Here is a 26,975-nt window from a genome sequence, read left to right as displayed (position 1 = left end):
ATGTTTTATAATCAATTGGAGTCAATTTTTGGGGCTTTGAAGCGCATCGGGCGGGCGCTGCTGCTGCTGGGGGGGGTAGGGCTGGCCGCGCCCGCCGCCGCGGGCCCTCCGGCCACTCCGGAAAAGCCCAGCGCCTATCTGTTTGTGTACTTCACCGGCAACGACAAGAAGGAGGAGGCCATCCGCTTCGCCCTCAGTCCCGATGGCTACCACTACACGGCCCTCCATGGCAACCGGCCAGTCGTGAGTTCGGCGGCCATCAGCCAGACCGGGGGCGTGCGCGACCCGCACATCCTGCGCGGGCACGATGGCAAAACGTTCTACATGACTGCCACCGACATGGTGTCGGCCCAGGGCTGGGACTCGAACCGCGGCCTGGTGCTGCTCAAGTCCACGGACCTGATTAACTGGAAGTCGAGCGCCGTGCATTTTCCCACGCGCTACCCCCACCAGGAGAGCCTGAAGCGGGTATGGGCCCCGCAAACCATCTACGACGTCAAGGCCGGCAAGTACCTGGTGTACTTCTCGTTGCAGTACGCCGGCGGGCCCGACAAAATCTACTACGCCTACGCTAATAAGGACTTTACGGACCTGGAAGGCGAGCCGAAGCAGCTGTTCTTCTCGCCCACCAATGGCTCGTGCATCGATGGCGACATCGTGGCCAAGGGCGGCAAGTACTACCTGTTTTTCAAGACCGAGGGCCAGGGCAACGGCATCAAAATCGCGGTGTCGGATAAGCTCACTAGCGGCTATGTGCAGCGCGACCAGTACGTGCAGCAAACTACCAGCCCGGTGGAGGGCGCGGGCACGTTCAAGCTCAACAATTCGGACGATTACATTCTGATGTACGACATGTACACCAGCGGCAAGTACCAGTTTACCCGTACCCGCGACCTGGAGCATTTTGCGGTGGTGGACGGCGAGGTGAGCATGAACTTTCACCCCCGCCACGGCACCGTGCTGCCCATCACGGCCGCCGAGGCCACGCGCCTGGCCACGCGCTGGCTGGCCCCCACCGACGTGCTGCTGACGGCCACTAACCCCGCCCTGCGCAAGCCGAACACGGTAGTGGACAGCGCCGCTGGCAAGGTCGATTTCCTGGCGCTGCCGGGCACTAATTTGAAGGCGTTTGACCTGCAAATCAGCAACCCAGCCCTACCCGTAGCGCCCAGCGGCCCCCAGAACTTTGCGGCTGGCCCCGTAACGTACACCGTGGGCCAGGGTGCGGCCAAGCGCGCCTATCGGGTGAGCGTAACTGAAACCCACAACCCGGCCCTGCCCGGCTACTACGCCGACCCGGCCATCCTGTACGCTGAGAAAACCGGCAAATTTTACCTCTACCCCACCACCGACGGCTTCACCGGCTGGTCGGGCACGTATTTCAAAACGTTTTCGTCGTCCGATTTGGTGAACTGGAAGGACGAGGGCGTGATTCTGGACCTGCCCAAGGACGTGAGCTGGGCCAAGAAGAGCGCCTGGGCCCCATGCATCATTGAGCAGAAAACGGCTACCGGCTACCGCTACGCCTATTATTTCTGCGCGGGCGCCAAAATCGGGGTGGCGTTGTCGGACAGCCCCACCGGGCCGTTCAAGGACTCGGGCCGGCCGCTGCTCGACCAGCTGCCTGAGGGCGTAAAGGGCGGCCAGCAGATTGACCCGGCCGTGTTTAAGGACCCGAAAAGCGGCAAAACCTACCTCTACTGGGGCAATGGCTACCTGGCCGGCGCCGAGCTCAACGACGACCTGGTGAGCCTCAAGCCCGGTACCACGCGGGTGCTCACGCCCGACAAGACCTTCCGCGAGGGTGGCCACGTGCTGTTTCGCAACGGCACCTACTACGTCATGTGGAGCGAGGACGACACGCGCAGCCCCAACTACCAGGTGCGCTACGGCACAGCCACTTCGCCGCTGGGCCTCATCACGGTGCCGGCCAACAGCCTGGTTATCAGCAAAAAACCGGCGGCCGGTATTTACGGCACGGGCCACAACTCGACCATCCAGGTGCCGGGCCGCGACGAGTGGTACCTGGTGTACCACCGCTTCACCTACCCCACCGGCATCAAGATGGGCGGCGACGCGGGCTTCCACCGCGAGGTGTGTATCGACAAGCTGGAGTTCAATCCCAACGGCAGCATCCGGCCCGTGGTGCCCACGCACACCGGCATCCAGCCGGTGCGGGTGAAGTAGCCCCAGCGCCAGCAGCAGCCCTTTCAGGCGGCCGATTGAGGCTAGGGGCTGAGCCAACGGAGGCGAGACGCTGGTTGTCTGATAACTTTTACAAATAAGGGGGTAATTATCGCTATAAACAGCTAGCGCCTTGACACCTTTCTTGCACCGGGCGTTGCTCGGCAGGCCGGTTAGCCTACGTTCGCGATTTGCCGTTAAACGGGGCCAACGCATTCTTTTTCTTCTTCATGGCCATTCAACCCAAAACCAAAGGCTTGGCGCACGTCGCCCTGCGTACCACTGACTTTGCCCGCGCCAAGGCGTTTTATCATGACTTGCTGGGCTTGCCCGTAGCGCTGGAAACCCCCGAAATACTGGGTTTCTTGGTAGGGTCAACCTTCATTGGCTTCAAGCAGGCGCAGCCCACCTATCCGGGGGGGAGCACCTTCACCCCCTTCAACGTAGGCCTCGACCACATCGCCATCGCCTGCGAAGATGAGGCCGAGCTACACCGGGTAGCCGATGCCTTGGAGGCAGCCGGGGTGGAGAACACCGGCATCAAGCAAGACACCGTGGGGCCCATGAAGTACGTGGCCTTTAAAGACCCCGACCGTATCGCCTGGGAGTTTTATATGGTGTAGGGCAACGCGGTTGTAACCGTGTAAATATCTTCGTAGTCAGTAACTTGCCAGCCACTCTGCACGGTGAGTTACTGACTGCAAACCTACGCAAGCTATTTGCCCCGGCTTTGCCAGTCGAGGCGGGGACACCTGGCTGTAGTAGCTGGGAACTGGGTCTTGGTAGCTGAATAAGAATCTACTTTTTGATAAAGCACGGCAAGATGCCTTAGTATATAAATACGCCTAATTGGGGTCGCACTGAACCAGAAACGAAAAATGAACTGTGTTAAAGGTCAAGGGGTGGGGGCAAGTTTTGAGCTAAATTCTGCTTGATAGGGAATCCCTGACTGGACGATGGCACAGGCTTGCTTGAGCAGCTTGTTGCAGACGGCTACCAAGGCGACCTTTCCATTCTTACCCTTGGCTACCAATCGCTCAAAAAGGGCTTTGCAGGCCGCGTTCGACTGTTTGGCAGCGAAGCTGCACATAAATAGCTTACTGCGAATAAAGCCTCCACCCATGCGTGTGATGCGTGTTTTGCCTCGCACACTACTACCCGAGCTGTATTCGCGCGGGCACAAACAGGCCTTGGCAATGAGTTGACGGTAGTTCTGCACCTGCGCGAAGCCCTTGGCGAAGAGTAGCAGTTGGGCGGCCGTTTCACGGCCAATACCTGGAATGGAGCACGGCAGCGGCATCTCACGGGTGTGATGTTGCTTCAATAAGGGTAGGAGTTCAGCCTGCAGTGCCTGGATTTGCTGGTCGAGCAGTTTGAGTGTCTATTGCAGGTTAACTCCGCGCCTTTCTACTCAGGCTCAGCCCTGGTCCTGTCGGGGCCCCTACCTATCGGTAAAGTTGCGCTGAAAAACGCATTGTATGTTTAGCCCGGCCCCAATTAGGCACCGGCTGGTGAATAGGTCCATTACCTAGTCGCCGCCTTTTTTCCTACCAAAACAAGGGCGCTACTTTACCAACGATGAATACCAAACAGTTTCTTGCGGCCCTAGGAGTGGGCTTGCTGCCATCAACGGTGGGGCTTGCACAATCGATTGAGCTGGTTAACCCTATTCTAACTGGCTTTTATCCAGACCCTAGCATTACGAAGGTAGGACCAGATTATTACCTGGTAAACTCCACTTTTTCGTACTTCCCCGGCATTCCGGTCATGCACAGCAAAGACCTGAAAAACTGGAAGCAGATTGGAAATGTGATAGACCGGCCTTCGCAAATGAACTTCATGGGCGACCGGATGACCCGCGGGCTATTCGCGCCGGCCATTGAGCACCACAACGGCACGTTCTACGTCACCTGCACACTCATTGACCACAAGGGCAACTTTGTGGTGACGGCCAAAAACCCCGCCGGGCCCTGGAGCAACCCGACTTTTTTGCCCGAAGTAAAGGGCATTGACCCGTCTTTGTTTTTTGAGGGCGATAAGGCTTACGTGATTTACAACAGCGACCCACCCGGCACGCCCCTCTACGACGGCCACCGCTCCATTAAAATCATCGAGCTAGACCCGACCACGTTGAAGACGGTGGGCGAGGCCAAAATCCTCGTGAATGGGGGGGTAGACCTCAGCAAAAAGCCCGTCTGGATTGAGGGCCCCCACCTCATGAAGGCCCGCGACTGGTATTACCTGTACGCGGCTGAGGGCGGCACATCGGTAAACCACACGGAGGTGGTGTTTCGCAGCAAGTCGGCGCTGGGGCCGTTTGTACCCTACGAAAACAACCCGATTCTCTCGCAGCGCGAGCTGCCCCGCGACCGCAAAAACCCCATCACGTCGGCGGGCCACGCGCAGTTTGTGGAGGGCCCCGATGGGCAGACCTACGCCATTTTCCTGGCGGTGCGGCCTTATGAGGGTAATTACTACAATACGGGCCGCGAGACGTTTATCACGCCCGTGGTATGGAAAAACGACTGGCCGGTGATGAACACCGGCCCCAATGGCGTGCAATACGCCTACCAGGCCAAGTTTCCGGAGGTGAAGCAGCCGGGGGCCCTACCCCAGAGCGGTAACTTTGCCTACACCCTCACCTTCGAGAAGCAGCTGGACCCCGCGCTATTGTTTTTGCGTACCGTGGACAGCACCAACTTTTCGCTGAGCAAGGCCAAGGGCCTCACTCTCAAGCTAAAGCCCGAAACCTGCGCCGAGCTGGGCAGCCCGGCCTTCGTCGGCAAGCGGCAGCAGCACATGTACGGCAGCGCCGAAATCGACCTGACGTTTGCGGCCAAGACGGCGAATGAAACGGCTGGCCTGGTGGCGTTTCAGGACGAGAAGCACTTCTACTACCTCTGCAAATCAACGGAAAATGGTAAGCCAGTGGTGCAGCTTTTCAAAAGCACCGCCGACCCCAAGGCCCCCGAGCTGCTGGCCAAAGCCCCGCTGAAGGCGGCGGCCGGCAAGGTCATGCTGCGCATTAACGCCGACGGCGACACGTACAGCTTCCGCTTTTCGGAGGATGGCAAACAGTATAATTTGCTGAAAGACAAGGTAGATGCGCGCTTTCTGAGCACGCAAACCGCAGGCGGCTTCATCGGCTGCCTGTACGGCATGTACGCCACCTCAGCTGGACAGCCGACTACCAACACTGCCTCCTTTAAGTCGCTGAAATACGAGGGGCACGACCCCGTGTACCAGAAATAAGGCGCGGCCTACGCTGCCGTTCTCATTCCAGACGCTTATGCCCGGCACCCTGCGGGCAGGCGTTATCAAATAAGTAAGTTGTTTACTGTCATTATTTTATGAGAAAATTATTTGCCTTTTTTAACCACAGTAAAGTTAGCTTGCTGCTACTGTGCCTGCTAGGCGTGGGTAGTGTGGCCGCCCAGCGCGCCCCAAAGCCGGTGCCCGCCAGCCAGCAAGGCGCTTTCTACACTGGCAAGTACCCCAATCTGCTCCAGGAGGCCGGTTATAGCCAGGCCGCCATCGACCAGAAAATAGCCCAGACTTACCAGGCTTTATTTGAGGGTCCCGAGAAAATTTACTTTGAGGTGGGCGACTCGATGGCCTACGTATCGGACCTGAAAAACCACGATGCCCGCACCGAGGGGCTTTCCTACGGGATGATGCTGGCCGTGCAACTCGATAAGAAAGAGGTGTTTGACCGGCTTTGGCGGTGGTCGAAAAAGAATTTGCAGCACCAGGACGGGCCCCTGGCGGGCTACTTTGCTTGGAGTTTCAACACTACCACGATGAAGCTGAATTCGGAGGGCCCCGCCTCCGATGGCGAGCTGTACTTCGTTACGAGTCTGCTGTTTGCGTCCAACCGCTGGGGCAACGCTACGGGCATCAACTACTACCAGCAGGCCCGCCGCATTCTGGATGCTTCGTGGAAAAAAGATGGTACTGGCGGCGTGCGCAACCTGATTAACATCGAGCACAAGCAGATAACCTTCGTGCCGGTGGGTGATATGTACAACTGGACCGACCCCTCGTACCACCTGCCCGCCTTTATGGAGGTGTGGGCCGAGTACGCGAAGGACGGCCACGCGCCGTTTTACCGGGCGTGCGCCGATACATCACGGGCGTTTTTGCACCGAGCCTGCGCCGCGCCCACGGGCCTCAACTACGACTACACCGAGTTTAGCGGCGCGCCCCACGCGACCAAGTGGGCGCCGCCCGGTTTTCGCTACGATTCGTGGCGGGTGCCCATGAACATTGCTATGGACTACGTGTGGTTTGGCAAGGATAAGGCCTGGCAGCAGCAATATGCCGGGCGGTTTCAGGGCTTTTTGCGCAGCAAAGGCCTGAATACCTTCGAAGACCAATTCAACGTAGACGGCTCGCGGCCCGACTTTATCCTGCCCGCCGGCGACGTGAAGAAGCTGCGGCACTCGCTGGGGCTGGTATCCACCAGCGCGGCGGCCTCGCTGATGCGGCAAGACCCGCAGTTGGCGTTCGTGCACGCGCTCTGGGATGCTAAGCTGGCCCCATACGCCGACGGCTATTTCGACCCCTACTACGACGGGATTCTCTACCTGTTCAGCCTCCTGCATTTGAGCGGCAAGTATCAAGCTATTAAGCCCTCGGTTCACTAATTCGCAGTTCACCATGACCATCCACCAACTACCTGCGAGTATCCGCTGCCGCGCTTTCGTACTCGGTCTGCTAATGGCCGCGGTCGTTCCGGTAGCGACGCAGGCTCAGCAGGCCCTGCCGGTGCAGCGGGCTGAGAACCCGATTATCTACGCCGACGTGCCGGATATGTCGATGATTCGGGTGGGCAACACCTACTACATGAGCAGCACCACGATGCACATGAGCCCCGGCGTGCCCATCATGAAATCGACCGACCTCGTGAACTGGCACCTGGTGAGCTACGCCTACCAAACCCTGGGCAGCCCCGACGAGCTGACGCTCACCAACGGCAAAAGCACCTACGGCCGTGGCTCGTGGGCGAGCAGCCTTCGCCTGCACAACGGCACGTATTACGTGAGCACCTTCGCCCAGACCACCGGCAAAACCTACATCTACTCGACCAAAAACATCGAGAAGGGCCCCTGGAAAGAGGTTTCCTTCCAGCCCAGCTACCACGACCATTCGCTGTTTTTTGACGACGACGGGCGCGTGTACCTGGTGTATGGCGCGGGCAAGCTGCGCCTGGTAGAGCTCACGGCCGACGCCTCGGGCGTGAAGCCCGGCACCACCGAGCAGATGCTGTTGGAGAATGCCAGCGCCCCCGCCGGCCCCGACATCAACCTGCAAGCCGAGGGCTCGCAGCTGTTCAAAATCAAGGGTAAGTACTACCTGTTCAACATTGTGTGGCCCAAAAACGGGATGCGTACCGTGGTGGTGCACCGGGCCGATAAGCTCACGGGCCCCTACGAAGGCCGCCTGGCGCTGCAAGACCAGTGCGTGGCGCAGGGCGGCCTCATCGACACGCCCGACGGCCGGTGGTTCGCCTACTTATTTCGCGACAACGGGTCCGTGGGCCGCATTCCCTACCTCGTGCCGGTGACCTGGACCGACGGCTGGCCCACGCTGGGCGACCCGGCCGGAAAGGTGCCCGAAACCCTGGCCCTACCCCCCAATAAGCGCCTCATCCCTGGCGTCGTGGCCTCCGATGAGTTTGCGCGCCGGCCGGGCGAGGCTGCCCTGCCGCTGGTGTGGCAATGGAACCACAACCCCGCCAACAGCCTCTGGTCGGTGCAGGAGCGCAAGGGCTACCTGCGCCTGAAAACCGACCGTGTGGACACCACCTTCCTGCTGGCCCGCAATACCTTGACGCAGCGCACCATCGGCCCCGTGTGCGCCGGCAGCACGTCGTTGGATGTGTCGCACTTAAAGGACGGTGATTTTGCCGGCCTGGCGCTGCTGCAAAAGCGCTACGGCCAGGTGGGGGTAGAAAACCGCAATGGCGTAAAATCCATCGTGATGGTGAGTGCCGAATCGGAAAAACCCGTGGAAATGGCGCGCATCCCGCTCACCCAAAGCACGGTGTATTTCAAGGCTACCTGCGATTTCATTGACCGCCAGGACCGCGCTACGTTCTTCTACAGCCTCGACGGGAAGTTTTGGAAACCGATTGGCGGGCCCCTCAAAATGGCCTACACGCTGCCGCACTTCATCGGCTACCGGTTCGGCCTGTTCAACTACGCCACCAAAACGCCGGGCGGGTATGCTGACTTTGATTATTTCCGCATCGCCGATACGATAGTGGGGGGGAAGTGAGGGGGTAGGGATTCTGGTATAACGGTCATGCTGAGCTTGTCGAAGCATGTCTACCGCTTCATCTGAGCCGTTGCAGCGAAGCGGTAGAGATGCTTCGACAAGCTCAGCATGACCGTTCATAATTCTCATTTACAAGCTTTAAAAACAGCCATTTAGTAGCCTTTCCTGATTAAAAAACAACACCATGATTCTACGTAACCTAGTTGTTTTCCTGAGCGTGATAGCCAGCTTTTGGGCGAGCCCAGCGGCAGCCCAAAACCCCTTAATTACCAATCAATTCTCGGCCGACCCATCGGCGCGGGTGTTCAACGGCCGGGTGTACGTGTACCCCTCGCACGACATTCTGGCCACCAAGGGGCGCGGCCGCCTCGGCTGGTTTTGCATGGAGGACTACCACGTATTCTCCTCCGCCAACCTGACTGACTGGACCGACCACGGCGTCATCGTGACCCAGAATAAGGTGCCCTGGGCTAAGCCCGACAGCTACAGCATGTGGGCCCCCGACTGTATTTTCCGCAACGGCAAGTATTACTTCTACTTCCCGACCACCCCGAAGGATACGACTATCAGCAAGGGTTTTACGGTGGGGGTAGCCGTGGCGGATAAGCCAACGGGGCCCTTCGTGCCGCAGCCTCTACCCATCAAGGGCGTGCGCGGCATCGACCCCAACGTGTTCATCGATAAGGACGGGCAGGCCTACCTCTACTGGTCGCAGGGCAATATCTACGGAGCCAAGCTCAAGGAGAACATGCTGGAGCTGGCCTCAGAGCCCAAAACGCTGGGCGAGCTACCCACCAAAGGCTTGAAGGAGGGCCCCTACATGATGGAGCGCAACGGCACCTACTACCTCACCTACCCGCACGTGGAGAACAAAATCGAGCGCCTAGAATACGCCACCGGCACCAGCCCACTCGGGCCGTTCAAAGTGCAAGGGGTTATCATGGACGAGTTTACGGGCTGCTGGACCAATCACCACTCCATTATCGATTTCAAGAACCAATGGTACCTATTTTACCACCACAACGACCTGTCGCCCAACTTCGACAAAGCCCGCTCCATTCGCCTCGATAGCCTGTTTTTTGAGGTTAATGGGAACATCCGCAAAGTGGTGCCCACCCTGCGCGGCGCGGGCCTGACGGATGCCAAGCAGAAAATCCAGCTCGACCGTTACAGCCGCCTCAGCAGCAGCGGCGCGTCCATCGCCTTTCTGGACACGGCGAATACCTTTCAGGGTTGGAAAACCGAGTTTGCCAACAGCCAGGGCTGGGTGCAGTACAACGGGGTAGCCTTTGGCAAACAGGCCCTTAAGACCGTGACGCTACGCGTGCAGGCCGCCGCCGGAGCCACCGTGCAGCTCCGAGCCGACGGACCCAGCGGCCCCGTGCTGGCCCTGGTCACCGTGCCCAAGGGCAGCCAGTGGCAGGAAGTGAAAGCGCCGCTATCTGCCTTCCGGCCCGGCACGCACGCGCTGCTCGTGGCGCCCAAAACCAACGCGCCCGTGGCCATTGATTGGGTGCGGTTTGAGTGAGCGGGCCTACCCACCGCTAATTACTAAACGCCTGATTTTCCCACCCAACACCGGGTCCACCCGACCCTTTTCTCACAAACTATGAGAACTGTTTTCTCCCTCATCCTTAGTATCGCCTTGTTGAGCGCCAGCGGCGCGTTTGCCCAAAAAATAGCGCTGGAGGGCCCCAAGGGCTTCGACCAGCCCACGGCGGGCATTGCCACCGGCAAAATCGACAGCATCGCCTACCCCTCCAAAACCGTGGGCACGGTGCGCAAGGCGCTGGTGTACACGCCGCCGGGCTATTCCAAGAAGAAGAAATACCCGGTGCTATACCTGCTGCACGGCATCGGGGGCGACGAAAAGGAGTGGCTCAAGGGCGGCCACCCGGAGGTGATTCTGGATAACCTGTACGCGGCGAGCAAGCTCAAGCCGATGCTGGTGGTGATGCCCAACGGCCGGGCCCTGAAGGACGACCGGGCGGTGGGCAATATCTACAGCCCCGAGAAAGTGGCCGGGTTTGCCAACTTCGAGCAGGACCTGCTGACCGACCTCATTCCCTACGTCGAAAAGCACTACCCGGCCCTCACCAACCGTGAGAGCCGGGCCCTAGCCGGCCTCTCGATGGGCGGCGGCCAGTCGCTGGATTTTGGGCTGGGCAACCTCGATAAATTTGCCTGGGTAGGGGGCTTCTCGTCGGCCCCCAACACCAAGCTGCCCGAAGTGCTGGTGCCCGACCCGGCCCGCGCCAAAAAGCTACTCAAGCTGCTCTGGATTTCGTGCGGCGACGCCGACGGCCTGCTGCCCATCAGCCAGCGCACCCACGACTACCTCTACCAGCACGATGTACCGCACGTGTACTACATCGAGCCCGGCGGACACGATTTCAAGGTTTGGAAAAACGGGCTCTACATGTTCTCGCAGTTCCTGTTTAAGCCCGTCGATGTGGCGTCCCTATCCACCTACACTGTGCTAGGCGCGCCGGCCGCCACCAACGTGCGCAACGCCAAATACCCCCAAATGCTGCCCGACAACCGCGCTGTGTTTCGCCTCAAAGCGCCTGATGCCCAGCGCGTGCAAATCGACCTAGTGCGGAAATATGACTTGACTAAGGATGCCGAGGGCTATTGGACCACCACCACCGACACCCTGAGCGAGGGCCTGCACTACTACTCGCTGCTGCTCGATGGCCTGCCCGTGGCCGACCCCGCCAGCGACACCTTCTACGGCATGGGGCGCATGGCCAGCGGCATCGAGGTACCCTCCCGCAACAGCGGCTTCTACGCCCTGCGCGACGTGCCTCACGGCGAGGTGCGGGTGCGGAAGTTTTACTCGGCCGTGACCAATACCTGGCGGCAGTTTTACGTGTATACGCCGGCTGGCTACGAGGCCAGCGGCACCACCAAGTACCCCGTGCTGTACCTGCTGCACGGCGGCGGCGAGGACGAAACCGGCTGGGCCAAGCAGGGTAAAACCGACCTGATTATGGACAACCTCATCGCCGACAAGAAGGCCAAGCCCATGCTTATCGTGATGCTGGACGGCAACATGGGCGGCCCCGCCGGCCTGGCCGGCTTCGGAGAGGCCACGCTGAAAAAATTTGAGGATGAGCTGAAGAAAACCGTGATGCCAGTGGTGGAAAGCAACTACCGCGTAGCGCCGGGGCCCCAAAACCGGGCCCTGGCGGGCCTGTCGATGGGCGGCATCCAAACGCTCTATGCCGGCCTGCGCAACACCGACATGTTCGAGTATTTGGGCGTGTTCAGCTCGGGCTATTTTTCCAACAATGCCCAGATGTCCGACCCCCAATACGCCTTTATGAAGGCCAATACCAGCACCATCAACACCAACCTGAAACAGCTGTGGCTCTCGATGGGCGGGCCCACCGACATCGCCTACGCCAACAACAAGGTGATGCGCGCCAAGATGGACGAAATGGGTATCAAGTACGCGTACAGCGAGTACCCCGGCGGCCACACCTGGCCCGTGTGGCGGCACGATTTGTACTTGTTTGCGCAGAAACTGTTTTAGGCAACTACTTCACGCATGAATAAACGTAACGGCCTGACCATGGCCTTCCTACTTCTACTCTGCTGGGCCGCTGCCGCCACTACTGCCCTAGGTAAGACCGCGCCTACCCCCCTACGCTTGTGGTACGACCAGCCGGCCGCCAACTGGAACGAGGCCCTACCCCTCGGCAACGGCCGGCTGGGCGCGATGGTGTTCGGTGGGCCGGCGCGCGAGCGGTTGCAGCTAAACGAGGAAACCATTTGGGCCGGGGGCCCTAACAACAACGTGAAACCCGACGCGCTGCCGGTGGTGCGGCAGCTGCGGGCGCAGCTGCTGGCCGGGCAGCAGGTGGAGGCCCAGGCGCTGGCCCAGGAAAAAATGCAGCCCTTCGGTAACAGTGGCATGCCCTACCAGCTGGCCGCCAACGTGTACCTCGATTTCCCCGGCCATGAGCGCGCCACCGGCTACCAGCGCGACCTGGATATTAGCCGCGCCGTGGCCTCGGTCAGCTACCAGCTCGATGGGGTGAAGTACCGGCGCGAGGTGTTCAGCTCCCTCACTGACCAGGTGATTATCGTGCTCCTCACGGCCAGCCAGCCGGGCCGTATCAGCTGCCTGCTCAGCGAGGAAACGCCGATGCAGCACACCCTGCACCCCGAAGGCGCGCAGTTGGTGCTCGACGGCACGGGCAGCGCGCACGAAGGGCAGGAAGGCAAAATCCGCTTCCAGACGCGGGTGCAGGCCGTGGCCGAGGGCGGCACCGTGCAAGCCACCGCGGCGGGCCTACGCATTGCGGGGGCCACCAGCGCCACGGTGTACATTTCCATTGGCACCAACTTCGTGAACTACCACGACGTGAGCGGCGACGCCGCGGTGCGGGCCACGGCCTACCTGGCGGGGGCCCTCGGCCGGCCCTACGCCCAGGCGCTGGCCGCCCACGTGGCCGCCTACCAGCGCTACTTCAACCGCGTGACGCTGAGCCTGGGTACCACGCCCGCCGCGCAGCTGCCCACTAACGTGCGTCTGGCCGGCTTCGCGCAGGGCCACGATCCGGCCCTGGCGGCGCTGTATTTTCAGTACGGGCGCTACCTGCTCATCAGCTGCTCGCAGCCGGGCGGGCAGCCGGCCAACCTGCAAGGCATCTGGAACGACCAGCTCAAGGGCCCCTGGGACAGCAAGTATACGGTGAACATCAACACCGAAATGAACTACTGGCCCGCCGAAATCACCAACCTCACCGAGCTGCACGAGCCTTTGTTCAGCATGATTAAAGACCTGAGCGTAAGCGGCCAGCAGAGCGCCCGCACCATGTACGGGGCCCGCGGCTGGATGCTGCACCACAACACCGACATCTGGCGCATTACCGGGCAGGTGGACCCGCCGCAGTACGGCCTCTGGCCCATGGGCGGGGCCTGGTTGAGCCAGCATTTGTGGGAGCACTACCTGTTTACGGGCGACGAGCAATTTTTGCGCGACTACTACCCCGTGCTGCGCGGCGCGGCCACCTACTTCGTCGATGCCCTCCAGACCGAGCCCATCCACCAGTGGCGGGTGGTGGCCCCGTCGGTCTCGCCCGAAAATACCTATAAGGCTCAGGGCAAGGACATTGCCCTGGTGGCCGGCACCACCATGGACAACCAGCTGGTGTTCGACCTGTTCTCGAAAACCATTCGGGCCGCCGAGCTGCTGCACCTCGACCAGCCCTTTGCCGACACTCTGCGCGCCCTGCGCCAGCAGCTGCCGCCCATGCAGATTGGCCAGTACGGGCAGGTGCAGGAGTGGCTGCAAGACGAGGACAACCCCCGCGACCAGCACCGCCACATCTCGCACCTCTACGGGCTGTACCCGAGCGCCCAGATTTCGCCCTACCGTACGCCCGAGCTGTTCGAGGCCGCCCGCACCACCCTCACCGAGCGCGGCGACGTGAGCACGGGCTGGTCGATGGGCTGGAAGGTGAATTTCTGGGCCCGGATGCAGGATGGCAACCACGCCTACAAGCTGCTCACCGAGCAGTTGCGGCCCCGCGCCAGCCAGCCCAGCGACGTGAGCGAGGGCGGCGGCACCTACCCCAACCTGCTCGACGCCCACCCCCCGTTTCAAATTGACGGCAACTTCGGCTGCACCGCCGGCCTGGCCGAGCTGTTTGTGCAGAGCCACGACGGCACCCTCGACCTGCTGCCCGCCCTGCCCGATGCCTGGCCCACCGGCGAGGTCACCGGCCTGGTGGCCCGCGGCGGCTATGTAGTGGACCTGGCCTGGGTCCACGGCCAGCTCACGCGGGCACGCATCGTTTCGCCCCTCGGGGGCCCCTGCCGGGTGCGGGTGCATCACCAGGTAGCGGCCAAGGGCGGACCCAAATTGCGCCCCGCCGAGGGCGAAAACCCCAACCCCTTCTACCAGACGCTGCCCGTGAAGGCCCCGCTAGTATCGAGCAAAACCACGGCCCGGCGGCCCACCCTGGCCCCGTCGTGGGTGTATGATTTTCCCACCAAAGCCGGCCAGGCCTACCAGCTGCGGGCGCAGTAATTGGCTTGGTTTTTCCTCCTGAAATATTCCCTACCCCATGAAAAACAACCTCTTAGCCCTCCTTCTCCTGTTGCTGGCCGCTGGGGCCCTGCGGGCCCAAAACCCCATTATCAAGGACGTGTTCACGGCCGACCCGGCGCCGCTGGTGTACCGCGACACGCTGTTTCTGTACACCGGCCACGACACGGCCTCGGTGAGCGAAACCAACTACAAAATGCCCGACTGGCGCATCTACTCCACCACCGACATGGTGCACTGGAAGGACTACGGCAAGCGCCTCTCGCCCAAGACGTTCGCCTGGGCCACCGGCGATGCCTACGCCGCCCAGTGCGTGTACCACAACGGCAAGTTCTACTGGTTTGTGGCCACCTTCCACAAGAAGGATGAGAACAGTCAGGGCGGCTCGGCCATCGGCGTGGCCGTGTCGGACCGCCCCACGGGGCCTTTCAAGGATGCCATCGGCAAGGCGCTCATCGTGAATGAGATGACCAAAGACCAGCCCCAATCCTGGGATGATATCGACCCCACCATCTTTGTCGATGATGATAAGCAGGTTTATATGTACTGGGGTAATGGTAGCTGCCGGTGGGTGAAGCTGAAGGACAACATGACCGAGCTGGCCAGCCCCATCACCGTGCTCAAGCCCAAAAACTACATCGAGGGGCCCTGGGTGTACAAGCGCAAAAAGCTCTACTACTTGGTGTACGCCAGCGCCGGCACCAAGCCCGAAATGATTGAGTACTGCACGGCCCCCAGCGCCACCGGCCCCTGGACCTACCAGGGCATTATCCAGCAAAACGTGCCGAATAGTTTCACTACCCATCCCGGCATCGTCGACTACAAGGGCAAGAGCTACTTCTTCTACCACAACGGCTCCCTGCCCACCGGCGGCAGCTACCGCCGCTCCATCTGCGTGGACTACTTGCACTATAACAAGGACGGCACCATTCAGCCCATCGTGCAGACGACGGAGGGCGTGAAGCAGGTGAAGTAGGGGGGGGTAGGGTTACCCAGGCGGCAAGCGCTAGAACCTGGCCTCCCTAAGATTACTCAACAACCCCGAATCCACCCACATGAAACAACTCTTTTTCAGTATCCTACTCCTGTGCGGGGCCCTGGCGCTCAAGGCTGAGGACGGCCACCAGCTTTGGCTACGGCCGCACCCGGCCGCGCCGGTCACGGTGGTTACTGCCGCCAAAAGCTCGCCCCTGCTGGCCACAGCTAAGCAGGAGCTGCAACGCGGCTGGCAGGGCGCGGCCGGGGCTACCGTTCGGCTGACTATCAAGAAGGATAAAGCCCTGCGGAACGACGGGTTTCGGCTAGGAGCCACCAGCGTGGAGGCCGCCACCGAGGCGGGACTGCTGTACGGGGCGTTTGAGCTGCTGCGCCGCCAGCAAACCGGCGAGCCGCTGGCCGCGGGCGTTTCCAACCCTTCCTACGAGCTGCGCGTGCTCAACCACTGGGACAACCTCGACGGCTCGATTGAGCGGGGCTACGCCGGCCAGTCCATTTTCTGGCGCAAGGACAGCGCGTTTGCGGTGAACGCGCAGGACAAGGCCCGGTGGCAGGCTTACGCCCGCGCCGATGCCTCGGTGGGCATTAACGGGGCCGTGCTTAACAACGTGAATTCCTCGCCGCAGATGCTCTCGGCCCCCTACCTGGCCCGCACCAAGGCCATTGCCGACGAGCTGCGGCCCTACGGGGTGAAAGTTTTTCTGGCCGTGAAATTCTCCTCGCCGGCCTTGCTGGGCGGCCTCAAAACCTCCGACCCGCTGGACCCGGCCGTCATCAGCTGGTGGAAAAACAAGACCAAGGAAGTGTACGCGCTGATTCCCGACTTCGGGGGCTTTTTGGTGAAGGCCAGCAGCGAGGGCCAGCCGGGGCCCCAGGACTTCGGCCGCACCCACGCCGACGGGGCCAACCTGCTCGCCGATGCCGTGCGCCCCTACGGCGGCCTGGTGATGTGGCGCGCCTTCGTGTACAGCCCCACCGATAAGGACCGCGCCAAGCAGGCCTACAACGAATTTGTGCCCCTCGACGGCAAATTCCGCGACAACGTCATTATTCAGGTGAAAAACGGGCCGATTGATTTCCAGCCCCGCGAGCCATTCAGCCCCCTGTTTGGGGCCTTGAAAAAAACCGCCGTGATGCCCGAATTCCAGATTACCCAGGAGTACCTGGGCCACGCCACCGACCTGGTTTTTCTGGCCCCCATGTGGGCCGAAACCCTGGGCAGCGACACCTACCAGGCCGGCCCCGGCAGCACCGTGGCCCGCTGCACCGACGGCAGCGTGTACCCGCAGCAGCACTCGGCCATGGCCGGCGTGGCCAACGTGGGCTTGGCTACCAACTGGACCGGCCAGGATTTTGGCCAGGCCAACTGGTACGCCTTCGGCCGCCTGGCCTGGAATAACACCATTAAGAGCAGCCAGATAGCCGAAGAGTGGCTCCGGCTGACGTTCGCTGGGTCGGCCACCGGCCCGGCCGGCCAGCCGGCCCCGAGCGCTGCCGACTGGAACACCCGTTTCCTGGCCCCGGTGCAGCAGCTGATGCTGGCCAGCCGCGAGGCCGCCGTAAACTACTCCATGCCCCTGGGCCTGCACCACATCATGTCGGCTACCCACGACCACTACGGCCCCGGCCCCTGGTGGGCCCCGCCCCAGATGCGCCCCGACTGGACGCCGCCCTACTACCACCAGGCCGCCCTCAATGGCGTGGGCTTTGACCGCACCACCGCCGGCAGCAACGCCGTGAGCCAGTACCACGAGCCCCTGGCCGCCCAGTTCAACAACCCCGCTACCTGTCCCGACGAGTACCTGCTCTGGTTCCACCACCTCCCGTGGGATTTCAAGATGAAGAGCGGCCGCACCCTCTGGGACGAGCTGGCCCTGCACTACGACCTGGGGGTGCACCAGGTGCGGCAGTTTCAGCAAACCTGGGACGCAGCCCGGCCCTACGTGGATGCCGAGCGGTTTGCCGCGGTGCAAGACAAGCTGCGCGCCCAAAGCGGCAACGCCGTGCTCTGGAAGGATGCCTGCCTGCTCTACTTCCAGCAGTTCAGCCACTTGCCCATCCCCGCCACCGTGGAGCCGCCCATGCACACGCTGGACGGCGTCATTGCCAACGATGCGCAACGCCCCCGGCGGTAGGCGCTGGCCGGGGGCTCAGCGTTTGCAGGCGGCAGTGGTCCCGGCACCACCGGTACCACTGCCGCTACCATGCCAACCAATGGGAAACCTGCGCTCAGTTCTTGCCAATGCGGTTTAGGTTTGCCCACCAGATGGCGACGCGCCTGCTTAACCCTGGCTCAGCTGGCGTGATTAATTTACTCATTTCTCCGTTTTCCCATCACCTAAGCTTAAGGACAAGTACATGTTTCTCAAAACCATGATGGTTTTTGCGGCAAGTGGCCTTCTATTGTTGTCGCTGCCAGGCCGGGCCCAGCGCCGCGTTATTGAGGTTAACGTAAAGGCCAGCAGCGGCAAGCTTAGCCCGACGTTTAATACCTGCGTCGGGGCGGGGCGGGCCAATGAGGGCTTGCGTGCCGATTGGCAGCAGCAACTCGCTGAAATCAAGCACGATGCCGGCTTTCGCTACATTCGCATGCACGGCTTGCTCACCGATGACATGGGCCTCTACCGCGTCGATGCCCGCGGCCAGGAGCACTACAATTTTCAGTACATCGATGCGCTCTACGATTATTTGCTCAGCATCCACGTGAAGCCCTTTGTCGAGCTGGGCTTTATGCCCGCGGCCCTGGCCAGCGGCGACAAAACTATTTTCTGGTGGCGGGGCAACGTGACCCCACCGCGCAGCTACGAGAAGTGGGGAAACTTGATTAAGGCGCTAACCGCCCATTTTACCGCCCGTTACGGCGCGGCGGAGGTGGCGAGCTGGTATTTTGAAGTCTGGAACGAGCCAAACCTGGACGGGTTCTGGACCGGTACGCAAGCCGATTACTTTAAGCTGTACCAGTACGCGGCCACCGCCATCAAAAGCGTTGATGCCCGGTACCGGGTAGGCGGCCCGGCCACTGCCGGGGCCGCCTGGATTCCCGAGACAATTGCCTTCTGCGCCCAAAACAAGGTGCCGCTGGACTTTGTCAGCACGCATTCCTACGGCGTCAACCAGGGCTTCCTCGATGAGTTTGGGACCACCGGCACCGTGCTCAGCAAGGATGCGCAGGCCATCAGCGTGGATGTGCAGAAAAACCGCGTGGAAATTCAGCAATCTGCGATGCCCAAGCTGGAGCTGCACTACACCGAATGGAGCTCTTCCTACACGCCTGCCGACCCGACCCACGACAGCTACCACCAGGCAGCCTACATCTTACAAAAGTTGAAGCAGGTGGGTAGCACCGCGCAATCGATGTCCTACTGGGTTTTTTCGGACATTTTTGAGGAAGCCGGCCCCCGCGCTGAAGCGTTTCACGGCGGCTTCGGCCTGATGAATACGCAAGGCATCAAGAAGCCAGCGTACTTCGCTTACCAGTTTTTGAACGCGCTCTCGCCCACGGAACTCCGCAACAACGATGGGCAGTCAATGGCCACCACCGACGGCAAAGGCAACGTACAACTGCTGCTCTGGGACTACACCCGCACGCTTCCGGATAGCATTAACAATCAACAATACTTTGTCAAGGACTTGCCAGCCAAAAGCAAAGGGGAGGTAGTGGTTCAGGTGAATGGCTTGCGCCAGGGCGCGTATGTATTGAGCATTTCGCAGGTAGGCTATAAGCGCAACGATGCCTACACATCATATATAGAAATGGGCTCCCCGGCCCAACTAAGCAAGCAGCAGGTAACCTCGCTCAAAGCCCTGGCGACGGGTAAGCCACAGGAGAAACGGCAAGTTCGCGTCAGCGCCGATGGCCGGCTCCACTTGAACTTGCCGCTGTGCGAGAACGATGTCTATTTGCTTAAGCTACAGGCCGCCTTGTAGGGGTCACACAATAGTAGGAACGGAAAACAACGCTAGGTAGTCCTAAACTAGCGGGCCATCTCACGACCACGCGTCGGGAAAAAGCATCGCGCCAGCAGGCCAGGTAGGCCTAGTTCCCAGTGGCCAGGGCCAGGTAGGTGATATCGCCGACCCAGATTTGATTTGGGGCAGTGGAGGCTGGCCAGCTCGCCAACTTGTTGGCGGCGGCTACGGCCTGTGGGTCAGCCTGGGTGGTGCGCGGGGGACGGGTGCTAGAGCGGGTGCAGAGGGTGTGTAAGCCGCTGGCGCTAAGCCAGCCGCGCAGCCGCTGCCGGCCCACCGCATGGCCTTCGCGGCGCAGCTGGGCGCGCAGCCGGCGTTGCCCATAGCGGCCGGCATGGGTCGTAAACACCCGCTGGGCTGCCACTTGCCAGGCGGCAAGCGCGGGCTCGGCTGTAGCCGGCGTGCGCTTGCGCCACGCGTAGTAGCCGCTGGGGCTGACAGCCAGCAAGCGGCACTGCTCACGCACCGGCCAACAGCCAGCGTGTAAGGCCATGAAAACGAAGCGTTTCATCGGCCCGTCGGTTGTGAAAATATGGTCAGCGCTTTTTTTTAAATAGCGCGCTCCATCTCGGCGCGGGCCAATTGGGCCCGCAACTGCTAGTTTTCCTGTTCCAGCGCCTCGCTGCCGGCTGGACGCGCCTCTTGGGCGCGGGCCGCCCGCACCCACTTGCCCAAGACTGCCTCGCTCATGCCCATGGCCTGCGCGACGCGCGTTGCCGCCTGTCCATCCTGGGTGACGCGGCGGACTGCTTCGGTCCGAAAGGCCGCATCATACTTGGTTCGGTGCCGTTTACCGACTGGTTTTGTTGCTTCCATGACAAGGGAAAGTTACTTTCGCCGTGTCCATTTCTACCTGACCACCTTATCCTTGCAAGTGGCTACCGGGTGGACGAGCGTCCCAGCGCTCGAATTCACGGCGGAAGACAAGCAGCGCTGGTGCGCTACAAGGCCTCGTGCCCAAATGCGCTGGAGCCTAGCGCTGCGACCCGTGATGGCGGTGGCGTTGCTAGTGAGTAAACACCAAGCTGACCAGGAAAGCGGGCCGGGTTCGGCGTTCAGCAAAGCCCCAGTTCCCGTTTTCATTCTATTGGGGACCTTTGGCGGCTATGGCTACCTCATGTTCAGCAGTAACTATTATGGCAAGGCTATTGAAATCTACAATCAGCGCTTTCACTGACGCGACCGCGTTCGCAGACGTCAAAGCTGTAATAGTCTGGCAGGCCTTATGACGTGGATTACGTTAAATAATAACCCTAACTAGCTGCTTACTAATTAGTTTATAATAGTATAAAGCTTCTAACTAGCGTGAAATACTATTTTATACTTCCGTAAAAATCTTGATTTGAATTATGTGGAGGTATAAAAAATTGGTACACAAATTTTATATTAATATTTTTAATATTGCACTTAATAAGTATTGGTTTTTAAAACTAATACTTGCTGACCGGCACGCTCTTCCAACATAAAACCCTGGCTTAAGTACACACGCTGTAAGTGCTCTTCAAACGTGGCTGCACGTTCGCTACGCTTAAGAAAAGGTCCTGGATTATCGTACATCTGCTGTACTTCTTGCAGTGTGAAAACCGTTTCAGCTGGCACCACTGGCACCGATTTAATACTTGTTTTTCGAGTCGGCTTGTCTATGGGTGGCATCACTACAGGCTCTTGGCTACGATAGAATTCTTCTAGCAACAGCTTCCCCGTAATACACTTGTAAACGTAATCAGCCGGTTTCCGAATCTTAGCTTTGCGAGGGCGCCGCATTACTTCCAGCACATAGCTCAGGTAGTCAATGGGGTACTGACCTTCTGCCAAGTGTCGGCGAATAACCTCGCAGCCCGCCTCCCCTACCCCCAAAGCAAGTAGCTCGGTGACCCAAACCTCCCGCTCTGGCGGCGTATGCGCCGTTGCTAACGGCAATTTGGTAGCAGATGGCTCCAGTACCAGGGGGCTGGCATTAAACGTAAAGCGAATTTGCCTCACTGCTTTGCCTTCGCGTAGCAGTTCCATTTCAAAGCATAAGTCGGTATCAGACAGCTCTTCCTGCGCCTTATCCAATACTTTTGCTTTAAAATTGTTGAATCGGTCAGCATACTCATCCGCTCGGATACCCAGCCGAAACCGCAAGTCTTCCACCGTAATAGTACGAGTTCCAAACGTGCGGTACTCTGACAATAGCCAATAAATCTTGAAGGAATGACTGCTACTCAGGCTTTTAAGCTCCGTAGTCAGGCTCTTGGTAAAGTTGCCGCGTTGCGTTAGTTGCAGCAGATACGGGATAAAATCCGGGTTGACCTTTACGAAGAGTCCCCCCCGCTGGCGCATGTAGCGCGCCTTGGTAATGAAGGAGATATATTCATAATCGGGCTTGCTCACGCGCTCCCCGTTCGGGCCCAATAGCTCTACGTATAACGTTCTATTCAGCAGTCGTTTAGATAGACTTTTTATTTGAAGATAAGCACTTCCCCCGGTTTCTTCCCCCACCAGTTCTGGGGCTGGGATGAAGTATTCCTTGAACTCTTCGTCGTCGGGATGGATGCGCGCCAGAATAGCCGTGAAGGCGCGCCACTCCAAGGTATTCAACACAAATGAGCTGTTTATCAGTGCGTTGTGTTGTCGCACCTCCGGTCGCGGCGGAATAACGGTTAGCTGGCTGGTCACAAAACGGCAATTTGGTAGCAGATAAGGTAGTCAAGGTACGAATTTCCGCGATTTAACGGGTCATTTTGCCCGCAAAACGGCAATTTGGTAGCAGATGCCGTGCACGTTACAAAACGGCAATCTGGTAGCAGATAGCAATCGCCGAAACGGCAATCTGGTAGCAGATGGGCTTTATTAAAACGGCAATTTGGTAGCAGGAAACGGCAATTTGGTAGCAGATAGGGCTAGCTAAAACGGCAATTTGGTAGTCGTGAAACGGCAATTTGGTAGCAGGAAACGGCAATTTGGTAGCAGGAAACGGCAATTTGGTAGCAGATAGGCATTGCAAAAAACTGATGAACAATGAGTTATGAGGGCCATAAAGACTATAAAGCTTATTAATAAGTAAAGACTAGCTAGTGTTTTTTTTGTAAAAAAGTTGAGAGCCTTACTGCCTCCTTTTTAAACGCTCAACATCAAGTCTGGCTCCGCACACTGGGCGAAAATATTTTATATAATTTATATTAAGTAAAAGCTTGCCTACTTCGCGCTGCGCAAGCATCCGTACCGGAGGCATGAGGCAGGCACTTCCCTACCCCCACCCTACCACTCCTTGCGAGCCAATGAACTCCTACCCAGCCTGGCAGCGAAATAGACGCGCTCCTAGCTTCAGCGATGAGTTGCTATGGAGGAGTAGCAAGCAGTAGCTACCGCGCGCTCACAGCGCACGGTAGCGGGTATTTTAGGGCGTTGGCTTCCAAGACATACCCTAGGCGTTTTCAAGTCGTTGCCGCGATGAAGCAAATTGCCCATACCTGGCCAATCAAACTACGCTAGGCAAAATCGATAAGGTGCCAGTAGCCGTGGCCCTACCCCCTTTGCTGGTTCACACAGGTTACCCGGCCTGCCCGTCAGCTAGGCTTGCGTATCAGGCGTTTGAGGGTTTTGGCAGCCACCTTGGGTGGTAAGGCCTTTTTGGCTTCGGGTTTGTCGGCCAGGTAAGCCACCAAGGCTTCATGCAGCACCTCGTGCAGCTCCATGTGCGCCCAGTACTCATACTGGCGCAGCTCACGGTAAACATCCGGCTTGAGCTGGTTGGTAAACACCACCCGGCTCACCGGTAGGGCTTGCGGCTCAGCGGCGGCGGGGGCCGCCGGGGGGGCTAGTGTGGGGGTAGGGAGCACACCGGGCTCCACCCCGTATATCAGATCGTCGGCACTCGCGGCCACCCGGGGGCGCGTGCCAGTCATGGAAGGCTTAGCCATGGGGAGAGCTAGGAAATGCGGGTGAGAATTTCAGCAGTAAGGCCGCGGTAGTCAGCAGCCCCATTTGAGTTGGGAGCCCAGTCGTAGACAGAGCGCTGCATACTCTGAGCCTCATCCAGCGAAACATTTTCCCGAATAGTTTGCTGCATAATCAACGCGGTCAGGGCCGGGTCGGCCTGGATATCCCGGGCGTACTGGTGGTGTAGGGCCTTGCGGTAGGTAGGCGAGTATTTGGTAAAAAAGATACCCCCTACCCGCAACTCGGGATTGAAGTTGCGCTTCAGGCGGGCCACCATCTCAATGAGGGCAGTCATGCCCTCACTGCCAAACAAATTGGGTTGCAGCGGAATGAATACTGCCTCGCTGGCCACCAGCGCCGACACGGTGAGCGGCCCCAGGTTTGGAGCTGTGTCAATGATAACGTACTCAAAATGGGACCGCACCTCTTCGAGCTGCTGGCGGAAGAAAAACTGGTAGTCGGGAGAGTTACCAAATCCTTTCTCCTGCTGGGCCATGATACGGGCTGACCGTACCATGCTTAGCCCGGTGCTGAGTGGGTAGCAAAGGGAGGCCAACGTGGGCACCCCCTCCCCTTCTGTCAGGGCCAGGCCCAGATGCGGATGCTCGGCCGGTAGGCCAGAGGCAGTACTGGCATTGGCCTGTGGGTCGGCATCAATAAAGAGCACGCGTTTACCCAGCTCGGCCAGCCGATGGGCAACGGACAGGGCAGAAGTAGTCTTGCCAACTCCGCCCTTGTTGTTGGCAAATGTCAGAATACGCATAAGGCAGGTGAGTAGAATTCCTAGCAAACATACTACGCATGAGCAACACTGCAATACGAAAACATGGGCAATACGAGAATATCAGCCATACGCCCGTACTAGCTATACTGCAATACAAAAACATGAGCAACACAAAAATATTTGCAACACGCCCGTATTAGCTATACTGCAACATAAAAAGCTCAGCCATATTGCAACACGAAAATATAAGCTGCTCAAATTTAGGGATTGAGTTATCTATTCCTAAGTGTCATGTGAATAAGTGCAATACTGCAACATTGCAAGTTATTTCCAGTAACTATCTGTTAGACAATTAGAAATTTACTAATTGTCTCTAGCATATGGTTGTGCGATACAGAATATGATGTTACACTTGCTATGTGGCAACCCAATCCGTAAGATTGCCCAACAGACTAACTAAAGCGGGAGAGCAATACGCATTTATAAAAAATACTGCAACACTGCAATACAAAATCCTACTTGTAAATCATAGTAGTCCGTATCCTGCCTGCCATCTGAAGTAAGTCCGACAAGTTAGGTTAAGTCGTTAGGTAACCGGGCGGAGTAGGTAGTCTGGCCACGCCGGCTATTCTATCGGCACGGTAGCAGCTTGCAGCTCGTAGCCGGTGGCATCGACGTAGCTGATTTTGGTGGGGTCGAAGGAATCCAGGGCCTGGGCCACCTACTGTTCGTCGACCGTGTTCTGGTAAGCAGGTGCACCGTGGCCGTCTGGTCGGGGTTGAGGCGCAGCAGCCGGCTGATGCGCTGGGCTGCCCTGCGCTCGTTGCCGAAGGCGTGCCAGATGATACTCCGCAGGTTCGGGATGCTGATGCCCTCCGAGAACTGCACCACGCAGGCCAGGCGCTGGATGTCACAGTGCCTGGTTGGCCTGAATATGCTTGTTCTTGGAGTGTTAGGTATGTAGTGGCCCTTACCGGGGTAGCTCATCAGGGCCTGCATGCGCAGGATGCGCAGCGGGTCCTGGGCGGCGTGGGCCAGGCGCTTGCTCCAGTAGGCGTAGTGCTCGCGTTCGCTGGTCGTGAACTGGCTGCCGGCCTTGGTGGTGAGCACGTAGTCACGCGCGGTGCGCAGGGGCAGGGGGTGCACCACCAGGCGGTAGTTGTTGAGCAGGCCGGCGAGTACCGCCTCGTCGGTGGTGTAGTCCACTATAATGGGGCAGTAGGTAGCCACTAGCCGGCCCTTTTCTGAGTGCGCCTGCGCGGGCGGGGTGCCCGTCAGCCCCAGGATGCTCCCCTGCCGGGCCGCGTGGGCGCGCAGGCCCGGCTCGTGCGAGTCCTTCAGGCCGTAGCACTCGTCGAGGTAGAGCTTGTGGAACGAGCCGGCGGCCAGGGTCTTGGCCAGTGAGCGGTAGGTGGTGAAGGTAATCTGGTCGAGCAGGTGGGCCAGGCCGAACTCGCGCGCTTCCTGGAGCAAGGAATCGAGGATGGCCTGGGTGGGGGCCGCCACCAGGAAGGGCGTGCCGGCCCCCGGCTGGGGTAGGGGCCCGGCGGCGAGCAGGCGGGCCATGTCGCGCAGGCCGATAAGCGTTTTGCCCAGGCCCATGGTCAGGGCGATGCCAGCCAGGCGCCGGCCCTGGAGGGTGGCCAGCACGCCTACAGGGCCTGCTTGCGGCCGGCCGCGGGGACGGGAGGCGGGGCGAGCATAGCAGCGGAGCTAGAAAGCGGGGGCCGGCGGGGGCAGCGGGTGGGGGTCTGCGGCCGTGAAGGTAGGCGCTGGTGGGGAGGCTACCTGGGGGCCGGGGCGAAGCGGGCCCCAACCGGGGGACACCCCCCCGGGGAGTTTGCCGGTTGAAACGGGGCCGGCTGTAGCGCCCCGCCCTGCCGACCTACCGAGGAAAAGCCCACCGCAGGAGTTCGGGGCGGTAGCTTAGGTGCGCCCGGCCAGGGCCTACGCCCCAGCCTGGTCCCCCGCGAAGGGCCGCGCGGCAAAAGCCGGGCAAGCTGGTCGCCGGTTTTTGGGAGCGCGGGCCCAGGCGGCGAAAGTCCGGGAGCCGGTTGCGCAGGCGCGCCACCCGGGTACGCCGCCGGTAGCGCCCCCGGTCAAGCTCGCCGGCCGCGACGAGAGCGGCCGAATCGTAGCCCTGGCCAGCCCGCTCGTACCGCCTAGCAGCGGGGCCCGGCACCGGGCTGGTTTAGCCGAGCAGCAGGCAAGGGAGCGCAGCGGGGGGGGTAGGGGCAACGGGCCGTCGCCTGAACGGGCAGGGAGCGGAGCGCAGCAGAAAGTGAACCAGGTAGCCGCAGCCGATGCCGGATAGCCTGACAGCTACAGCTATGGAAGTGGCGCGGGTGGCTGTGGGAACGGGCCGCTGGAACCTGAGCGGGCGGCGAGCCGGGGGGAGTCCTGAAGCAGCTGCGGGGGGGCAGCAACGACCTAGAAAAAAAGAAAACAAGCAGGTCGGCAGGGACAGAAAGTTTGCGGGCTGGGGGTAAGGGGCGGGCCGCCGCGAGGGAGCAGGAGCGCGGCAGCTTTCTGAAAGTGGCAGGGGTAGTGGATATTTTCCGGCCGGCCGCTCCAGTGGAAGCTAGTAGGAACTCCGTCCGGCAGGCAGCAAATCAACCGGGAGGCAAGTAAGAGATGAGCAGGGGCCGGCGTGCACTACCATAAGGGGCCGGGGGAGAACTGGCAAGTGGCGGGGCGGCGGGGGTGGGCTACGGAAGTGCTGAGCGGCGAAGAAGCGCACGAGGAAACAGCACCACTGGGCGACAGGGAACGAACGGGCGGGTGGGGCGGGGTAGCCGCAGGTAGGGCAAGGAAAAAATCAGTGAGGTGGCATAAAAC

18 protein-coding genes are annotated in these 26,975 nt (G+C 60.0%); 11 read left to right on the top strand and 7 right to left on the bottom strand.

The features are described from left to right. Positions 1 to 2,187: a family 43 glycosylhydrolase gene (locus E4631_RS22535; RefSeq protein WP_133657136.1), complete on the top strand. Its 2,187-nt coding sequence runs from the start codon at positions 1 to 3 to the stop codon at positions 2,185 to 2,187. A 227-nt stretch (positions 2,188 to 2,414) separates the two neighbouring features. Next, on the top strand, positions 2,415 to 2,807 hold the full coding sequence (locus E4631_RS22530; RefSeq protein WP_133657137.1) for a VOC family protein: 393 nt from the start codon (positions 2,415 to 2,417) through the stop codon (positions 2,805 to 2,807). Between the two features lie 272 nt (positions 2,808 to 3,079). On the opposite strand, the gene E4631_RS22525 is transcribed toward E4631_RS22530, so the two are convergent. Continuing rightward, entirely contained in the window at positions 3,080 to 3,508 is a 429-nt protein-coding gene (locus tag E4631_RS22525) for a transposase (RefSeq protein ID WP_133657138.1), read from the bottom strand. A 254-nt stretch (positions 3,509 to 3,762) separates the two neighbouring features. On the opposite strand from E4631_RS22525, the gene E4631_RS22520 reads away from it, so the two are divergent. The 9 genes from E4631_RS22520 to E4631_RS22480 all read left to right on the top strand — a co-directional run bounded on the left by E4631_RS22520 (position 3,763) and on the right by E4631_RS22480 (position 19,447). After that, positions 3,763 to 5,436: a glycoside hydrolase family 43 protein gene (locus E4631_RS22520; protein WP_133657139.1), complete on the top strand. Its 1,674-nt coding sequence runs from the start codon at positions 3,763 to 3,765 to the stop codon at positions 5,434 to 5,436. 98 nt (positions 5,437 to 5,534) lie between these two features. Then, the gene (locus E4631_RS22515) at positions 5,535 to 6,830 is read left to right on the top strand and encodes a glycosyl hydrolase family 8 (RefSeq protein WP_133657140.1); all 1,296 of its coding nucleotides are present in this window, start codon (positions 5,535 to 5,537) and stop codon (positions 6,828 to 6,830) included. Between the two features lie 13 nt (positions 6,831 to 6,843). Beyond that, entirely contained in the window at positions 6,844 to 8,463 is a 1,620-nt protein-coding gene (locus tag E4631_RS22510; RefSeq protein ID WP_240735182.1) for a glycoside hydrolase 43 family protein, read from the top strand. Between the two features lie 184 nt (positions 8,464 to 8,647). Then, complete coding sequence (locus E4631_RS22505; protein WP_133657142.1) at positions 8,648 to 9,991, top strand: family 43 glycosylhydrolase; 1,344 nt, start codon at positions 8,648 to 8,650, stop codon at positions 9,989 to 9,991. 81 nt (positions 9,992 to 10,072) lie between these two features. After that, on the top strand, positions 10,073 to 12,001 hold the full coding sequence (locus tag E4631_RS22500; RefSeq protein WP_133657143.1) for an esterase family protein: 1,929 nt from the start codon (positions 10,073 to 10,075) through the stop codon (positions 11,999 to 12,001). Positions 12,002 to 12,016: 15 nt separating this feature from the next. Continuing rightward, entirely contained in the window at positions 12,017 to 14,506 is a 2,490-nt protein-coding gene (locus E4631_RS22495; protein ID WP_240735180.1) for a glycoside hydrolase N-terminal domain-containing protein, read from the top strand. A gap of 37 nt (positions 14,507 to 14,543) precedes the next feature. Beyond that, the gene (locus tag E4631_RS22490) at positions 14,544 to 15,500 is read left to right on the top strand and encodes a glycoside hydrolase family 43 protein (RefSeq protein ID WP_133657144.1); all 957 of its coding nucleotides are present in this window, start codon (positions 14,544 to 14,546) and stop codon (positions 15,498 to 15,500) included. Between the two features lie 79 nt (positions 15,501 to 15,579). Further along, on the top strand, positions 15,580 to 17,655 hold the full coding sequence (locus tag E4631_RS22485) for an alpha-glucuronidase (RefSeq protein WP_133657145.1): 2,076 nt from the start codon (positions 15,580 to 15,582) through the stop codon (positions 17,653 to 17,655). Between the two features lie 223 nt (positions 17,656 to 17,878). After that, positions 17,879 to 19,447 (top strand): glycoside hydrolase, encoded by a 1,569-nt coding sequence (locus E4631_RS22480; RefSeq protein ID WP_133657146.1) that lies wholly within the window; start codon positions 17,879 to 17,881, stop codon positions 19,445 to 19,447. Positions 19,448 to 19,556: 109 nt separating this feature from the next. Here E4631_RS22480 and E4631_RS22475 read toward each other — a convergent pair whose 3' ends face one another. From E4631_RS22475 to E4631_RS22450, 6 genes are all read right to left on the bottom strand, one after another. Then, on the bottom strand, positions 19,557 to 20,000 hold the full coding sequence (locus E4631_RS22475; protein WP_133657147.1) for an IS3 family transposase: 444 nt from the start codon (positions 19,998 to 20,000) through the stop codon (positions 19,557 to 19,559). A gap of 86 nt (positions 20,001 to 20,086) precedes the next feature. Next, positions 20,087 to 20,305, bottom strand: coding sequence for a transposase (locus E4631_RS22470; protein ID WP_133657148.1), 219 nt, complete (start codon positions 20,303 to 20,305; stop codon positions 20,087 to 20,089). A 591-nt stretch (positions 20,306 to 20,896) separates the two neighbouring features. Beyond that, positions 20,897 to 22,150: a replication initiation protein gene (locus E4631_RS22465; protein WP_166648045.1), complete on the bottom strand. Its 1,254-nt coding sequence runs from the start codon at positions 22,148 to 22,150 to the stop codon at positions 20,897 to 20,899. Between the two features lie 890 nt (positions 22,151 to 23,040). Continuing rightward, entirely contained in the window at positions 23,041 to 23,394 is a 354-nt protein-coding gene (locus tag E4631_RS22460) for a hypothetical protein (RefSeq protein ID WP_133657150.1), read from the bottom strand. Between the two features lie 8 nt (positions 23,395 to 23,402). Beyond that, positions 23,403 to 24,176 carry a ParA family protein gene (locus E4631_RS22455; RefSeq protein ID WP_133657151.1) on the bottom strand — a complete coding sequence of 258 codons (774 nt, stop codon included), beginning with the start codon at positions 24,174 to 24,176 and terminating at the stop codon, positions 23,403 to 23,405. Between the two features lie 591 nt (positions 24,177 to 24,767). Further along, positions 24,768 to 25,787 carry a DEAD/DEAH box helicase gene (locus E4631_RS22450; protein WP_133657152.1) on the bottom strand — a complete coding sequence of 340 codons (1,020 nt, stop codon included), beginning with the start codon at positions 25,785 to 25,787 and terminating at the stop codon, positions 24,768 to 24,770. Positions 25,788 to 26,975: the final 1,188 nt, after the last annotated feature.

Source organism: Hymenobacter sp. UV11, assembly GCF_004684095.1.
In the GTDB taxonomy this organism is placed as follows: domain Bacteria; phylum Bacteroidota; class Bacteroidia; order Cytophagales; family Hymenobacteraceae; genus Hymenobacter.
Note: the sequence above shows the minus strand (reverse complement) of the source record. Positions and strands in the feature narration are given on the sequence as shown.